General features: G+C 46.5%; 15 protein-coding genes. 11 read left to right on the top strand and 4 right to left on the bottom strand.

Annotated features, from left to right (window positions below; all coding sequences use genetic code 11):
* Nucleotides 1–144: 144 nt before the first annotated feature.
* The gene (locus D829_RS31855) at nt 145–831 is read right to left on the bottom strand and encodes a 4'-phosphopantetheinyl transferase superfamily protein (protein ID WP_081595083.1); all 687 of its coding nucleotides are present in this window, start codon (nt 829–831) and stop codon (nt 145–147) included.
* A 160-nt stretch (nt 832–991) separates the two neighbouring features.
* Nucleotides 992–1,864 carry an arylamine N-acetyltransferase gene (locus tag D829_RS0124710; RefSeq protein ID WP_017691593.1) on the bottom strand — a complete coding sequence of 291 codons (873 nt, stop codon included), beginning with the start codon at nt 1,862–1,864 and terminating at the stop codon, nt 992–994.
* Nucleotides 1,865–2,152: 288 nt separating this feature from the next.
* Between D829_RS0124710 and greA the strand changes: the two genes are divergently transcribed.
* The 3 genes from greA to rlmN all read left to right on the top strand — a co-directional run bounded on the left by greA (nt 2,153) and on the right by rlmN (nt 5,555).
* Nucleotides 2,153–2,629: a transcription elongation factor GreA gene (gene greA, locus D829_RS0124715; protein WP_017691594.1), complete on the top strand. Its 477-nt coding sequence runs from the start codon at nt 2,153–2,155 to the stop codon at nt 2,627–2,629.
* Nucleotides 2,630–2,925: 296 nt separating this feature from the next.
* Nucleotides 2,926–4,281 carry a sodium-dependent transporter gene (locus tag D829_RS0124720; RefSeq protein WP_017691595.1) on the top strand — a complete coding sequence of 452 codons (1,356 nt, stop codon included), beginning with the start codon at nt 2,926–2,928 and terminating at the stop codon, nt 4,279–4,281.
* A gap of 179 nt (nt 4,282–4,460) precedes the next feature.
* Nucleotides 4,461–5,555, top strand: a complete 1,095-nt coding sequence (gene rlmN, locus D829_RS0124725; RefSeq protein WP_017691596.1) for a 23S rRNA (adenine(2503)-C(2))-methyltransferase RlmN — start codon at nt 4,461–4,463, stop codon at nt 5,553–5,555.
* A 165-nt stretch (nt 5,556–5,720) separates the two neighbouring features.
* Here the strand turns inward: rlmN and D829_RS0124730 are convergent, their stop codons facing one another.
* Complete coding sequence (locus D829_RS0124730; RefSeq protein ID WP_017691597.1) at nt 5,721–6,161, bottom strand: GNAT family N-acetyltransferase; 441 nt, start codon at nt 6,159–6,161, stop codon at nt 5,721–5,723.
* Between the two features lie 185 nt (nt 6,162–6,346).
* On the opposite strand from D829_RS0124730, the gene D829_RS0124735 reads away from it, so the two are divergent.
* The 5 genes from D829_RS0124735 (at nt 6,347) to D829_RS0124755 (ending at nt 11,233) form a co-directional block, all read left to right on the top strand.
* Complete coding sequence (locus D829_RS0124735) at nt 6,347–6,787, top strand: MarR family transcriptional regulator (protein WP_036662230.1); 441 nt, start codon at nt 6,347–6,349, stop codon at nt 6,785–6,787.
* A 101-nt stretch (nt 6,788–6,888) separates the two neighbouring features.
* Nucleotides 6,889–7,995 carry a glycosyl hydrolase family 8 gene (locus tag D829_RS0124740; RefSeq protein ID WP_017691599.1) on the top strand — a complete coding sequence of 369 codons (1,107 nt, stop codon included), beginning with the start codon at nt 6,889–6,891 and terminating at the stop codon, nt 7,993–7,995.
* A 24-nt stretch (nt 7,996–8,019) separates the two neighbouring features.
* The gene (locus tag D829_RS0124745; protein WP_026081396.1) at nt 8,020–8,895 is read left to right on the top strand and encodes a diguanylate cyclase; all 876 of its coding nucleotides are present in this window, start codon (nt 8,020–8,022) and stop codon (nt 8,893–8,895) included.
* A 159-nt stretch (nt 8,896–9,054) separates the two neighbouring features.
* Complete coding sequence (locus D829_RS0124750; protein ID WP_017691601.1) at nt 9,055–10,350, top strand: glycosyltransferase; 1,296 nt, start codon at nt 9,055–9,057, stop codon at nt 10,348–10,350.
* Nucleotides 10,351–10,504: 154 nt separating this feature from the next.
* A complete protein-coding gene (locus D829_RS0124755) occupies nt 10,505–11,233 on the top strand; it encodes a class I SAM-dependent methyltransferase (protein WP_017691602.1) in 729 nt (242 codons plus the stop codon).
* 469 nt (nt 11,234–11,702) lie between these two features.
* Here D829_RS0124755 and D829_RS0124760 read toward each other — a convergent pair whose 3' ends face one another.
* Nucleotides 11,703–12,926 carry an MFS transporter gene (locus tag D829_RS0124760; RefSeq protein ID WP_017691603.1) on the bottom strand — a complete coding sequence of 408 codons (1,224 nt, stop codon included), beginning with the start codon at nt 12,924–12,926 and terminating at the stop codon, nt 11,703–11,705.
* 117 nt (nt 12,927–13,043) lie between these two features.
* Between D829_RS0124760 and D829_RS0124765 the strand changes: the two genes are divergently transcribed.
* The 3 genes from D829_RS0124765 to D829_RS0124775 all read left to right on the top strand — a co-directional run bounded on the left by D829_RS0124765 (nt 13,044) and on the right by D829_RS0124775 (nt 16,032).
* Nucleotides 13,044–13,847: a helix-turn-helix domain-containing protein gene (locus D829_RS0124765; protein WP_017691604.1), complete on the top strand. Its 804-nt coding sequence runs from the start codon at nt 13,044–13,046 to the stop codon at nt 13,845–13,847.
* A gap of 356 nt (nt 13,848–14,203) precedes the next feature.
* Nucleotides 14,204–15,121 (top strand): ABC transporter permease subunit, encoded by a 918-nt coding sequence (locus D829_RS0124770; protein ID WP_017691605.1) that lies wholly within the window; start codon nt 14,204–14,206, stop codon nt 15,119–15,121.
* 29 nt (nt 15,122–15,150) lie between these two features.
* Nucleotides 15,151–16,032 carry a carbohydrate ABC transporter permease gene (locus D829_RS0124775; protein ID WP_017691606.1) on the top strand — a complete coding sequence of 294 codons (882 nt, stop codon included), beginning with the start codon at nt 15,151–15,153 and terminating at the stop codon, nt 16,030–16,032.
* Nucleotides 16,033–16,087 lie beyond the last annotated feature (55 nt).

Raw genomic sequence — 16,087 nt, forward strand, 5'->3', positions numbered from 1 at the left:
AAACGGAGTGTGGATTTAAAGCTAAAAAGCTAACGCGTGATACTCACGTCGTTAGCTTTTTTGATTAACATTAGCAAGTATTTTCTTAATGGAAGCCTCTTACAAAACTCAACTGATTCCAATTCGTTGAGGCCTAGCACCACTCTATACTAACTCTGTATACAGATCCTCCAAGGTTACGATTTCCGGCTTGCTTGGCAGTTCTCCCCAAGCCGAACATGCCGCAAGCATATGTCCATCATCCAGTCGCTGACTGAGAAAGAGATATGTCTCGGCCTGTTTGCAATGCCAATCTTCCCGTTCATCAGGTAGGATGGCGAAGGAATCCAGTGGTATGGACAACCCCATACCCACTGCCTTGATATAACTTTCCTTCAGCGTCCATAGACGGTAGAAGGTCTCCAGCCGACGATCATCAGGCTCGGCGGCCAAGAACTGGCTCTCCTTAGGAGAGAAGAAACGCTCTGCAATCTGTATGTCAATTGGAGCTATTTTTTCCACATCCACGCCCAGTTCATCTGTACTGCCAGAGATTAGAGCAATCCAATCACCAGAATGGGAGACGTTGAATTGTACATCCGAATGGTGGCTGAGTGAAGGTTTGCCGTAGGAATTACGGGTAAAAGAAAGTTCAGCAGGTCTTAGTCCAGTTAACTTGCTCAAAGTCACACGAGTCAATATCTCGCCCAGCACGGAGCGATACGCGTCAGCCTGACGCACAAAACGCGAAGCCTGAGCACGTCGCTCGGCAGAAACTTGCGACAGCAATTGGTTCCAGTTCGCCTCGGGCAATACTTCTGGAACTTGGAGTACACGAATAGTTATCATCATTAATCACCTGAGGACATATTCGGCGCGGATCAGTAACTTTCCTTTATATGGAACGTCCCCTCAACTCTTCCTCCCAAATCATCACTATACGGATGCCCCTAACAAGCAAGCCGGTTGTCTCGTTTTTCATGTTAAGGGCTCGGGTTCTGCATCTTCCTCTTCATGCTTCCTGTACTCGTTTCCATTCTATATGTGCAGCCTGCACTCGCTCCCACATATCTTGACATTCCAGTTCGCTGTAATTCACCAAGGGTTCATGGAATATTTCAGTTAATACGTTACGCCACTCGGTATAATTCCGGATCTCCGTTTTCTGGATTCCTTCGATATCATGTGTTCGGAGCATACATCCACGTAATTCATGACTGCGGATCTCATCCCGCTGACGAAGTAAAAATACGTTATGCCAAGGTGATTCGGCCGCCCGACTGTAGAATTCATGTTTGGGAATGAACTCCCCCAGATCGTGGACTACCTCGGGAGCATAGTCGACTCCTTCACTGGGCCCAATCGGCTCGTACTCAAGCCGCCATCCCCCAGCCACAACAGATGATGGTATCAATTGGTACGTGAACGGAGCTGAACCATAGGTTCCATAACGAAGTGGCAGAGGTTCAAAGGGCATTCCGCCGAGACCTACATCTACAATCCAGCGCTCAACTGTCGGGTCAGCATCCGGCAGAAGCACAGATAGACCGAGATGGAATGAATTCACACGGGGTTGTTCCCCATGAGGCTGTACTCCCCCGCGATGCCAATCAACCGTATAACCCAGCGAGTGGAGAAGAACACTAAATGCACCATTTAGATGAAAGCAGTAGCCGCTGCGTCCCTGTACTATAAGTTGAATCGATTCTTGAAGACTGATTCCCGCAGGACGACCAGCAAAAATATCGACCGTTTGCCAGGATAAATATTGGACATGTGCTCGCTGGAGTTCAAATAAGAATTCCAGTGTAGGTTTCTTTATAACATCAATGCCGATCCGTTTCAGATAGGCCTGTATTTCAGCTGTATTCAATAGTTCAATCATTCTTATCACCTCACGTCATATAGTGGGCTGCATGTGGTAGTTATAAACTTCTGCTGCCCTGAGTTCATTGTAAAAGTGAACGGATGAAAACAACATCATCAGTTGAGCAGATTGTAACGGTACAATTATTGAACAAAGCCTTTAAAATCATCGCAAGAGTTAAACATTGTTTTGATGCAATCAAAATACAATATATGGATGAGCTATTACTTTTTCCGGGGTATGCTAACCCTTTGGAGTGGATATAGGTTAGAATATAGATAGATAGCAGGATTAGGAGATGGAAAAATGGCTAATGATGAAGTGATTTTGACACAGGAAGGCTTGGAAAAGCTGGAGGACGAACTGAGGGATTTGAAGTCGGTGAAGCGTAAGGAACTGGCTGCGCGTCTAAAACTTGCGATCAGTTACGGTGACCTGAAGGAAAATAGTGAGTATCATTCAGCCAAAGATGATCAGGCCTTTATGGAGACCCGGATTTTGATTCTGGAGAAGATGCTGACAAAAGCAAGAGTCATCTCTTCAGACAATATAGACTCCAACAAAGTGAGCATTGGATCGACGGTGTTGCTTAATGACATTGAGTTCGCCGAGAAGATTGAATATAAAGTGGTTGGTCCTGCCGAGGCCGATGTTGCGGATAATAAAATTTCGTACGAGAGCCCGCTGGGCAAGGAGATAATGGGCAAAGAAGTGGGCAGCGTCATTCATGTCAATGCTCCGATGGGCGTTATCAAGTACGAGTTACTTCAAATTAAAGTGTAATTCAAAATAAGAGGTGCTCCGCAGTCATCCAAGTGGCTGAGGGGACACCTCTTTTTGATTCTATTGGGCTTTGAACGGTTGGGAATATGGATTTGTTGAAACGATTTGTTGAAACTTCATACGGTTGGACTAACGGACTTTATCACATACTGTGTTTAAGGAACTTATGAGATAAAGATTTTAGTGTGTATTTTTATGTAAATAAATAACATTTCGACAAATTTCGAATTTCGAATGACCTGACAAGGTGAGTAGTATATAATTACGGAAAACTTTAAAGTGATGGAGTAGATACGATGAATTTTAGTAAGCCTAATCTGGATCAAGACAATGCTGGCAAAGGAGAACGCTTCTCCCAAGCTGGATTTATCCTGGCAGCCATTGGTAGTTCGGTTGGTCTGGGCAACATGTGGAAATTCCCGTACATTACGGGTGAGAACGGAGGGGCTGCGTTTTTCCTGCTCTTCATCGTCTGTTTGCTGCTCATCGGTCTGCCAGTGCTTCTGGCTGAACTCGCGATTGGTCGCAGTGGCAGAGGTAGTGCAGCTACGGCTTTTATCAAAGCAGGTGGACATAAGGGCTGGCTCGCAGCCGGCTTGCTGCAAGTACTGACGCCGTTTATCATCCTGTCCTTTTATGTCATTATTGCAGGCTGGACCTTGCAATATGCAATTACGTCATTCAGTGGCACATTGTTTAACAATCCGGATTATGCCGGACAGTTCGACTCCTTCATAGGTGGCTATATGCCGATTGTATGGCAACTGGTTGCGGTTCTAATTACAGGCTGGATTGTAGCCAAAGGAGTATCCAACGGAATCGAAAAGTTCAACAAGGTACTGATTCCAGCGATGTTGGTGCTGCTTATTATCCTGATGATCCGTGCAGTTACATTGCCGGGTGCAGGTGCGGGTGTATCCTTTTTCCTGAACCCGGACTTCTCGCAACTGACAACCGAATCCGCACTGGTTGCGCTCGGACATGCCTTCTTCTCCCTGTCACTCGGGATGGGTATTCTTGTAACCTACGGTTCGTATGTGGATAAAAATCAATCCCTCGGTGCGGCAACGGTCGCCGTCGGTGCGGGTGACCTGATCTATGCATTCATTGCTGGTCTGATCATCTTCCCAACGACATTCTCGTTTGGTATTGCACCAGACCAAGGACCGTCACTGATCTTCGTGGCACTTCCGGCGGCCTTCTCGGCGATGCCGCTTGGCTTCTTGTTTGGTGGACTGTTCTTCATCCTGCTGGCTATTGCGGCATTGACGTCAGCAGTATCCTTGCTGGAAGTTCCGGTGAAATATTTCATGGAACGCTTGTCATGGAGTCGAAGCCGTGCGGTATGGGTTATTGCGCTCGCGGTCTTCATCGTGGGACTTCCTTCGGTATTGTCGCTCGGCTTGCTGCCTGAATGGACGATTGGGTCGAAGAGTGTGTTCGACTGGATGGACTTTGTAGCATCCAACATCCTGTTGCCTGTGGGTGGACTGCTTGTGACGATTTTTGCCGGATACTTCTGGAAAACGGCTGCTGAAGCTTCCGGCCTGCGTTCCGGATGGTTCCGGGTGTGGCTGTTCATGCTGCGTTACGTGGCTCCGATCCTGGTTCTGCTGGTTCTACTGCACACATCCGGTATCATTCACTTCTAATGGTGAAGGCCCGATAGGGTTAAATATGGTCTGTTGTGCAGATTTACCAAGGATAAAACCTCTTGGAAGAAATGCAAAAGCCCTTGTTTTCCCTCGTCAATTTTGGGACAATACGGAGTAGAGGTTTTTTGGGTAGGACCGATAAGCCATATGCTTTCTTGCGAAAAGAGGATTATACAATGAACAAATCATCCATATATGGATTAACATTAGAGCAATTACGTTCCTGGCTACCGGAGCATGGGCAGAAAAAATCCCGTGCATCCCGGATTTGGGAATGGTTATATCACGAGCGTGTACACGATTTTCCGGCAATGACCGATGTCCGTCAAGAATGTCTGGACGTTCTCTCTGAGCATTTCACAATGAACTCGCTGAGCGAACATGTGAAGCAGGAATCGGCAGATGGTACCGTGAAATTTCTGCTTCGGATGCAGGACGGTAACCTGATTGAGACGGTATTAATGCGACAAAAATACGGACTTACCGTATGTGTGACCACACAAGTTGGCTGTAATATTGGCTGTAGTTTCTGTGCGAGCGGATTGATCAAGAAGAGCCGTGACCTGACTGCTGGAGAGATTGTGGAGCAGATTATGCACGTACAGCGACATCTGGATGCAGCGGGTCAAGACGAACGGGTAACGAACGTGGTTGTGATGGGTATTGGCGAACCGTTCGATAACTTCCAGCACATGAGTGATTTCATCGAAGTTATCAAGGATCGCAAAGGACTGGCCCTGGCGGCCAAACGGATTACTGTGTCCACGAGTGGCCTTCCGGACAAAATCAAGGAATTTGCAGACAGCAGTCTGCAGGTTAACCTGGCGATCTCTCTGCATGCACCGAATAATGAACTGCGTACACACATCATGAAGATCAACCGGGCTTTCCCGATTGAGCAATTGATGGATGCAGTGGATTATTATCTGGCTACAACGAACAAACGCATCATGTTTGAGTACATCCTGCTACGTGATGTTAATGATCAGCGTGAGCATGCCGCGGAGCTTGCTGAACTGTTGTCCAGTCGCAGAAGTATGGTCAGTGTGAACCTGATCCCATATAACCCGGTGGATGAGCACAGTCAGTATCAACGGAGTACAGAAGAATCGATTCTGGGCTTCTATGATACGCTCAAAAAGAACAACATCAACTCCACTGTACGTATGGAACATGGTACGGATATCGATGCTGCCTGCGGACAGTTGCGCAGCAAACAAATGAAGAACAACGCTGCCGAATCCGAGCCAGACCGTCTGGCACTGGGATAAGATACAATGCGGATCTGGCAAGTAAGTTAGTATACTTAGTTGTTATAATCAGAGTCTGCACGTGCCATTTACCGTTGTTGAGTCACTAATGAATGTGTTGCCTGAATGCAAAACGCCTCTGTATATCACTGAGAAGTGATAACGGAGGCGTTTTTTGGAATGTCATTATTTCAGTTTTTTGGTCATCAGCAGATGGGGAATGCCGTCTTCCATAAATACTTCCGACGCGGGTGCATATCCGAGTCGTTCGTAGAACCCGGAAGCTTGTACCTGTGCGTGCAGCTTGGCTTTCTCAAGACCATCAGCAACAGCCATCTGCTCCAGCTTGTCGATCAGCACACGGCCCAGGCCGTGTTTGCGGTAATCGAGCATGACACAGATCCGCTCCAATTTGGCGACTTGTTCCACAATGCGCAGTCTGGAGGAGGCAGCAGGTACACCGTCTACGTAGAGCAGAATGTGGCGCGCCTCCGCGTCTAATGTATCATAAGCATCGAATTCATCCGCTGCTGGCACGCCTTGTTCTTCGACGAAAATAGCGGTGCGAATAGCGAAGCAGGCATCGAGCAATTCCTGATTATTAACTTCAACAATCGTTGTATTCATGAATGTTGCTCCTTTGGGTGATCGTAATGTTATCCTGACGTGATAAACTGGTACATAACAGGAAGTTGGAACGAATTTCGTTCTTTTCAACAGTAGTTATACCATCAATTATGTTGCGAATGCAACAATTTTATAGGGGCGTGAATGTGTTGACTGAAAAAAAAGAAGTGCTGCGTGAAATTGGTATGATTGCCCGCTGTCTGGATTCAATCAGTAATGTCGAGTTTCAGCATCTGAACCTGTCCCGTGGACAATATCTATATCTGTATCGAATCTGTGAGAATCCGGGCATTATTCCGAATCAGCTTGCTGAACTGATCAAAGTGGATCGCACGACGGCGGCCAGAGCTATTAGCAAACTTGAATCCGATGGATTTATTGTCAAACAATCGGCAATAGATAATAAGAAGAACAAGTTGTTATATCCAACAGAGGCAGGGCTTGAAGCGTGGCAATTTATTCGTAAAGAGGGCGTTCATTCCGATCAGGTGACACTGGACGGTTTGACGGATGAAGAGATCGAGACCGCGGTCATGCTTCTCCGTCGAATGCGGCATAATATCGAGGTGGACTGGAAATTTGTCAAAAAGGGTGGACGGCGACCCTACATGGATATTTCGGAATGAACAGAGGAACGATCCTTGACCCCTGCATCCCAGACTCTAGCCGAACCTATCTAAAGGAGAAGAGCCATTATGCCAGAGCAGCATCAGTACAGGAGGGAGTCATGAAACGGGTGAACCGGAAAAGGCTAACGTGGTGGATCATATTGGCAGTCGGTATCACGGCAGCGTTAATTATTTTTGCGAAGGAGCGGTTCGTGATGAATGAATCCCCTACGGTATCCTTTGTCCAAGATCATATGACCAATCCCAATGGTACACTTGCGACCTATTTGCAAGATGCTACCTCAGAGAGAGCGGACATCGTAGCAGGCAGAGAGGCTTTATCTGAGTCACTTGGTCTTTGGATGCAATATGCTGTAGCCAAGAATGATCAGGCGTTATTCGAGGAAAGCTATAAACTGCTGACGACCTATTTCCTCATGCCGCAAAAATATATTGCCTGGAAGCTGGATGCCGAAGGTAAATCTCAAGTGACCACCAATGCGCTTGGCGATGATTTTCGAATTGTCGGTGCTTTATTAAAGGCAGCAGATCAATGGGAACAAGGAAGAGAAGCCAAACTGAAAACTGCTTCGGAAATATCCCGTACACTTTCACAATCGGTTCAGAAAAAAGGCTATTATGTTGATTTTCATGATTTTGCGAGTGGTCACTCCACAGATACGTTAAGCCTGGTTTATGTTGATCTCCCGTCTCTTCAATTGATGGAAAAACATCAGATGGTGGAACCGGGAACCTATGCCAAGTACGAATCGTTGCTGAAGAAAATGCCTGAAGATGGATTGTTCTATCCGAAGACCTTCGATGTAGTCCGTAAAAAATATACGTATGATGATAAGGTGAATCTGATCGACCAGTTGATCGTGGCGAATCATCTAACCGTGACCGACCGCAAACCGGACAAGCTCATTTCTTTTTTGAAAAAGGAGTTCAACACCCGGCATAAGCTGCCCGGACAGTATAAGCGAGAATGGCGCACACCTGCCGTCTCTTATGAATCTTCCTCGGTATATGGCCTCGCCATCTTACTCGCTGTACGTTCGGGTGATCCGAAATGGGCCAAACAGTTGTATAACCATATGATTACGTTACGTGGTCAGGAATCTCGTTATCGAGGTGGATATGTATTTAGTGGAAACACACATTTGTTTGATAATCTTTTTCCTCTGCTTGGAGAGACTGCATTACAAAATTCACTTAAGAAGTAATCTACTGGAGAGAATAAACCTATGATGAGGAATAAAGCACCCATCCGTCGTATTGCATGGGGATATGCCAGTTTGATCGGATTAGCCGTGATTCAGCAGCTGGCTGTCTATCTTAAAATTTATATGAATCAGAGCTATACCACACAGGATTTTGTGTTTAGCATCGTGTCGCTTGGAGCGCTGATTCTGGGTTTTGTGATACCTGTCGGAGTGTCTGTCGTCCTCGGATTTATATATCTGGTCGCTTATTTTGTATGGCTTGTTACTTACGCGGATGTCAATGTGCTTACGTTCTCATGGTGGTTGCTCATTCCGGCTAATGCGGTTGTGGCTGCCTTTATTAAGGCAAGTCTTGTGCGTAAAGCGCGTGTCATAGAGCGTCTGCAGGAGCTTAAGGGGCGTAATCCGGAGATTGATCTGGACACCTCCCTGGGTAATAAGGGTGCCCTTGCGGACACACTTGTTAAGCAAAGTAATCTGGCCAGACGTTATTCGGAGCAATATGGATTCAGCATGGCGATGTTCAAGATCGAGTTTTTGCCGTTGGTGTTGGAATCACTCGGTTCCGTGCGCTATGCACAGTTCCTTCTTGAACTATCCACTACCATACAGAAGCAGATCCGGTTTGAGGATTATAAATTTTTTGTGGATCGGGGAAGGTTTGTCATTATCTGCCCGATGACCAATGCGGAGTATATGCCCATTCTGAAACAACGGATCAAAAAAGCCATGATGGATCTGCAGATCATCGATAAAAGGGGAAATGAATTGCAGACGGTTATTCGAACTGGTGCGCTGGTATTCCACAAGGAACAATTCAGTAAGTATAAGGATATCGATGCAGTTATTGCGGCGCTGGAACGGAACACAGAGACGGATCTCATTGGTGAATATATCTAACGAACAGGAAGGAGAGATTTGCTGTGGATTATATGTCCTGGTTCATCCCTGTCTGTATCGCTGTCAGTTGTATATTTGCCGTATGTACCGTTTTACTAACGATTGCTACCCTTCTTTTTCGGTCAAAAGTCAATCGCAAGTACGATCGGAGGAAATGAATTGACTGATTTTATTCTGCTGTTATCGATATTCAGCATCTGGATTGCCGTATTCGAGTCGATTGTTATCATGGCGGGCGCGATTCGTTTTATTAATAAACAGGACAAAAAAGGGATTCAGATCCCTGAAAATATGGATCATTATCCAACAGTCACGGTCATGGTACCTGCGCATAACGAGGGTCTGGTCATTGTTGCGACGGTAGAGCACATTCTGTGCCTGAATTATCCGGAGGATAAAGTTCAGGTCATCGTGATCGCGGATAACTGTACAGATGATACCGCAGAGAAGCTGAGATCATTCCTCAGTCAGACCAGTTATAGGCATCGCAATGTGACGGTAATGGAGCGAAAAGGAACAGGTGGCAAGTCCGGGGCATTAAATGACGGACTGGACATAGCCACGGGTGATTGGATCTGTATCTTCGATGCAGATGCCGCACCTGAACGGAATGCATTAATGTTTTTGACCCAAAAATCGCTTGAGAACCCTGAACAATATGGCGTGGTTTTTGGCAGAAACAAAGCACGCAACAGAGGACAGAATTTCCTCTCCAAATGCATCAATCTGGAGATCATTACTTCGCAACGTGTGTATCACACGGGTCTGTGGGAATTGTTCCAGCTGGGTTCCATCCCGGGCACGAATTATATTATCAAAACCGAGTTGATCCGGGACATTGGTGGATGGGATGTGACAGCGATTACAGAAGATACGGCACTATCATTTGAGATTTTGAATCGCGGACAGTTTGTGGCACTTGCGCCGCAAGCGGAAGCCTATCAGCAAGAGCCAGAGCAGCTTCGTGTATACATGAAGCAGCGCGAACGCTGGGCCAAGGGGAACTACCAGGTCGTACTGGATAATATCCATAACCTGTTTAACCGCTCCAGTTGGCGTAATAAGTTGCTGGTCATCTATTATGCCGTCAGTTATTTCTGGTTTATGCTTGCGATCATTGTATCGGATATTATATTTCTCGTGAATCTGGTCTATCAGGTCATTGCCATATTTAAACCAGATGTAAGTTCACCGTTTCAGTTTGCCGGTGATGCGTATGTGTTTCTGGTCATTGGTTGGGCGCTCATGTACTTTATTTATGTGTTACAGATCAACCTGGCACTTGCCGCAGATATTGGACAGAGCAATACCCGTAATTTCATCTATGCCTGCGTGTCCTACTTCACGTATGCACAGCTGTTCATCCTGATCTCGATCAAGGCATTTTACTCCTTGATTATGGACAAAATTCGGAAACGCGAAAGCAAATGGTACAAAACAGAACGTTTTGGCTAAGCGGCGAAAAATAGGTTAAGTGTAAGGAAGAAGGGCTATTTGCTGGTCAATATCAGTAAACAGCCTTTTTGTTATAGCCAGACCCATCCATATTCTGTATACTCTTACAGGCTGTAAATAGGAAGTATGCTTATCCGAAATGGAGGGTCACGGAATGAAGGACAGAGGATCGGACTTTTACGATGATCAGGCGAATTTCGAGAAGTATATGGAACGTCGGAAGTGGCAGGAGAACGCCAATGATACATTGGAGAAGCCTGTGATGCTGGAGTTGATTGGAGATGTTGCTGGCAAGAATATACTGGACCTTGGTTGTGGAGATGCAAGGTTCGCCGCAGAATTGCTGAATCAGGAGCGCGAAGGTGCGACGTATATGGGGATTGAAGGTTCTGTGAATATGATTCAGGTAGCTAACGAATCGGTAAAAGGATTGAATGCCCGGATTGAGCAAGCGTTCATGGAAGACTGGACCTATCCAGCCGGAGTATACGATCTGGTGATATCAAGACTGGCTGTTCACTATATTGAGGATGTGGAGAGCCTGTTCTGCAATATATACAATACTTTGAAAGAGAATGGGACATTTGTATTCTCGGTAGAACATCCTGTGATCACGTCCACACTGCAACCCTCCGGGACTCGAACGGATTGGGTGGTTGATCAGTATTTTGTAGAAGGATATCGGGAGCAGCAGTGGCTGGGCGGTTCTGTGAAAAAGATGCATCGTTCCATTGAATCGTATTTCATGGCATTGCAGCGGGCAGGGTTCCGTGTAGAACATTTGCGCGAGTCAGCACCACAACGTGCTTATTTTGTAAACGAGGAAACCTATCTGCGCAGGCAACGCATTCCACTGTTTCTGTTTTTAGGTGTGCGGAAATAGGATAGTGGTAAAACGTATAGATAAAAAGATGTAACCGTAAAGTTATACTCATAAATTAGAAAGTTCTACACAGAAAACGGTGGATAACACTAGATATAGGAGAAAAAGGCCCAAAATCTATCCACATGTGGATAAGATATTGGGCTTTTACTGTTATGTTTCTTCACCTATGTTACGTTTGCTGTGTATAACCCTGCGCTTATGAATCCGCCGCAGCTCTGACATAGACACGTTCTTTATGCCGATCAACTTCCACAGGTGCCTCGAAGAAGTCGCTAAGCACTTCTGTGTTCATTAGCTCGCTAGTTAATCCACTGTTGACTATTTCACCCCGGCGAAGCAGGAGGCTGTGACTAAAGACAGGCAATATTTCCTCGGTATGATGGGTGACACGTTATTCCTTCCTTCTGTTATCCTCGAGTGTCCTAGGTGTATTGTAGTCACAAAATCAGTGAGGTTTCAATGGTTATCACGCTGTTCTGGGTTGGTCCTTGCGTAGAAATACAGCACACACACCAAGCAGTGGCAAAAACGAACATAACTTGATAACAAACGAAATGCTGGTCACGTCAATTAAGGAACCTAGCACAACCGAGCCAAGTCCAGCCATTCCGAACGACAGGCCAAAAAACAATCCGGATACCGTTCCAATATGACGAGGAAGCAATTCCTGTGCATAAACAATGATGACGCTGAAGCCGGACATCAGGATTAGTCCAATCATTCCGCACAACACCATCGACAGGACGGGTCCCGCATAAGGTAGCAGTAGGGAAAACGGTGCAGTGCCTGCAATGGAGAACCAGATCATCGGTTTGCGTCCGTAGCGGTCAGCGAGTGGGCCGCCGAGCAAGGTTCCGACCATGCCTGCAAATTGCAAAATAAACAGACAAATCTGTGCCTGGGAGAGAGGCAAGTCATATGCATCGGCGTAATAGAAGGCGTAATACCCGGTCATGCCTGCAATATATACGAATTTGGAGAACAGCAGCAGGATGAGAATTCCCATTGTAAAAGCGATGAATCCCCTACTCACAGGCCGAGCTGCTGGCCCTGCGCCGCTTGATTTTAGAGGGCGTTGCTGACGGATGCGAGTCTCGGCAAGCTTGTCTCTGTACCAACGACTGACAAAAGACTGAATGAAGATGCCGATCAGGGCAAAGCCCATCAGCCATAGAAAACTACGCTGCCCATGTGGCAGCAGGATGAAGGCGACCAGTAATGGAGCAATGGCCTGTCCTGTGTTGCCTCCCACCTGGAAGATTGACTGCGCCATTCCTCGTCCACGGCCGGCTGCCATATGAGCCACACGTGAGGATTCGGGGTGCAGGATGGATGAGCCTATGCCAATCAATGCTGCCGAAACAAGCAGCATCCATAACTCGGAAGACAAGGCTAAGCCGAGAACACCGATCAGGGAGAATAACATACCTCCGGGAAGCAGGATCGGCATGGGCTTGCGGTCTGACATATAACCGACCAGTGGCTGAAGGACGGATGCGGTAATATTCAGGGTGAAGGCAATCCAGCCCATCTGGGCGAAACTGAGCTGCATGGTCTGCTGGAATAGCGGGAAAGCAGACGGAACCACCGTCTGCATCGCATCATTCAGCAGATGGGCGAAGCTGACTCCGGCGAGTGCCCAATTGGCGGAGGAGTTGATTTGCATTTTGCTTAAAGCGGCCTGAGCCATGGGAGATCACCTCGAATTATTTTTTTCTATGATAAAAGATGGGGGTAGATCATGTCTTTGTGAAAAGTGCTTGGAAAGTGAGCACGATTTGCTATAATGTCAGCAGGTGAGCAAACGATGGAATTAAACATGACGCTAAATGGGTTGGAATTATGGAAAGCTACCGGAGGGTTCGCGAATGAGCCGCATGTACATGACGACTGGTATCAGCTAACGCTGCCGGTCAGAGGTCAATGTCATCTGGTACAGGAACGGCATGCATACCCGCTAAAAGCAGGCATAGGGATTATTGCTCATCCCCAGACTGAGCATTATTTTGAGATAGGGTCGGATTCGGCTGTCATTGTGATCAAGTTCCGTAAACCGCCATTAGGCAGTTTCGAAGGTGCGGAGTTAAGTGGGGGACGAGCTGAGTTTCGACCTACCCAGACATTTGATCCTGCTGAGATCAGCGGTCTGTTTCGAAGCTGGAATTCCATTTTGTTAGATGATGTGGCCGAAATGCTGCAAGTGCAGGAAACAGAAATGGCGATCGAGACGTATCTAAGACGTATGTTGACGGGGCAGGAAAATGGAAAAAGGACTGTAAATCCCAGTACATTCATGGACCCTCATCTCCAACGAGTGCTGGATTACATTCACAGTGCCTATACAAGCCCAATGGATATTGATTCGATGGCGATGGTTGCACATCAGAGCCGGTATCATTTTATGCGTTCTTTCAAGGCTCTTACGGGAACAACACCGTATCAATATCTGCTGAATTTGCGCGTAGAAGAAGCGTCGAGGAGGCTCCGCCATACAACGGATTCAGTGACCACAATCAGTTATGAACTGGGATTTTCCAGCGTCAGTCAGTTTTACAGAGCCTTTCAGCGAGTGTATGTTATGACACCGATGGAATATCGGAATCATGTGTAGATTTTAACGGGCAGTCTCGCGTATGCGAGACTGTATTCAGCATGTTATAACATGCCACTGATTTTTTGTTGTTGCCAAACATTGAAGACTTTGCTAAGATGGGAAAAAGTTTATGTAAGCGTATACATTTAAGTTAAAATTACAACGTTGTAATTATGGTTATGACAAGTATTAAAAAGAAATAAATACGGTGTAAGGAGGACTATTTCAAGTGATTATCTCGTTAGTACGTATAATAATATAGGTTGTTACAAAATGTGAATGAGATGAATAACAAATACGTCAGTGAAATGACAGTTCTTATTTATTCAAAAATTCAAACGTTGTAATTATGTAGCGAAGGGGAGTGCTTCACGTTGAAAAAACGCATGTCCACGCTGTTCGGCCTGATCAGACGGGATAAGTATTTGCTACTGATGTTTTCGCCTATCTTTCTGTATTACCTCATCTTCATGTACCTTCCGATGCCTGGCGTGCTGTTGGCATTTCGTAATTTCTTGCCAGGTCAGGGCATGCTCAGCGGGGAATGGGTGGGACTGCGCTGGTTCGAACAGTTCGTGAATTCCATTTACTTCTGGCGACTGCTGCGTAACACATTTTTGCTCGCCTTCCTGCCACTCCTGTTTGGTTTCTCCATTCCAATTTTATTCGCTGTCTGCATCGTGGAGATCAAGAACCGCACATTCAAGCGATTTGCCCAGACCGTTACGTACCTTCCTCACTTCATCTCCACTGTTGTTGTAGCCGGCATGATTATTAACTTTCTGTCACCAACAGACGGTATTGTGAACACCCTCATCGCGAGTCTTGGCATGGAAAAAGTGAACTTCATGATGGATGCGAGCTGGTTCCGTACCATCTTCACAAGTTCCGACATCTGGCAGAGCTTTGGCTTCAGCTCCATCATCTACATTGCGGCCATTATGGGGATCGACCCCGAGATGTATGATTCCGGCAAAATTGATGGCGTCAACAAATTCCAGGAGCTATGGCACCTGACCCTTCCCAGTATCAAACCAACCATTGTCATTCTTCTGCTTCTGTCGCTTGGCGGCATTATGAGTGTAGGTTTCGAGAAAGTATATCTGCTCTACAACGGAGCCACCTACGAAACGGCTGATGTCTTGTCCACCTATGTATACCGGATGGGGATTGAGGGTCAGAATTACGGCTTCGCCACAGCGGTCGGCTTGTTCAACTCCATTATCACCTTTGTCCTTGTGTTTGCTGCCAATTCCATGACCCGCCGCCTGACCAAGATGTCACTCTGGTAAGACTATAACCCGGACCAAAGGAGATCTGTATGCAAAAATCGAGAAGTGACCGTTTGTTCTACGGATGTGTCTACCTGCTGACCATACTGGCGGTTGTTGTCACGTTGTATCCCTTTCTGTACGTCATTAGTATTTCATTCAGCTCGGTGGATGCCATCGAGAAACAAAAAGTTGTATTGTGGCCCGTTGGGTTTACCCTGTCAGGTTACCAAATGGTACTGCAATATAAGGAGTTATGGGTTTCGTTCTACAACACCCTCTGGTACACCGTGGTTGGCACACTGTTGAACATAGTGGCAACATGTCTTGCCGCGTTTCCATTATCCAGACAGCAATTTTTCTTACGCCGCAAGCTGAATTTCTTCATCGCCTTCACCATGTATTTCTCGGGTGGACTCATTCCGGTCTACATGCTGATTACCTCGCTTGGGCTGTACAACACCCGCTGGGTTATGGTGCTGCCTGTGCTGGTGATTACGTTTAACGTCATGATCTGCCGCTCGGCCTTCGAAGGTATTCCGAATGAAATTTTCGAAAGTGCCAGTATAGACGGGGCCAACGAGATGACGATGCTGTATCGTCTGGCGGTTCCGATCATCAAGCCAACACTGGCTGTACTCACGCTGTACTACGCGGTATTCCACTGGAACAACTTTTTCACGGCCCTATTATATCTGGGCAAACAGGATATGCAGCCCTTACAGATGTTCCTGCGAAGAGTGCTGATCATGGCTTCGCCGGAAGTGATGCAGAAGATGGGCGGTACGATGACATCTGGTGCGCTGGCGGTCTCCTCCCTTCAGGTTCGTTATGTATCCATTGTGGTCAGCATTCTACCTATTGTTACGATCTACCCGTTTATCCAACGGTACTTCGTTAAGGGAATCACCCTCGGAGCCGTGAAAGGATAGCTTTACTTACTTAAGTGTCATGTCATTCAAGGGAGTTCAAAGTGGTTCATACCAA

The sequence above is a fragment of the Paenibacillus sp. PAMC 26794 genome (assembly GCF_000316035.1).
Taxonomy (GTDB): Bacteria; Bacillota; Bacilli; order Paenibacillales; family Paenibacillaceae; genus Paenibacillus.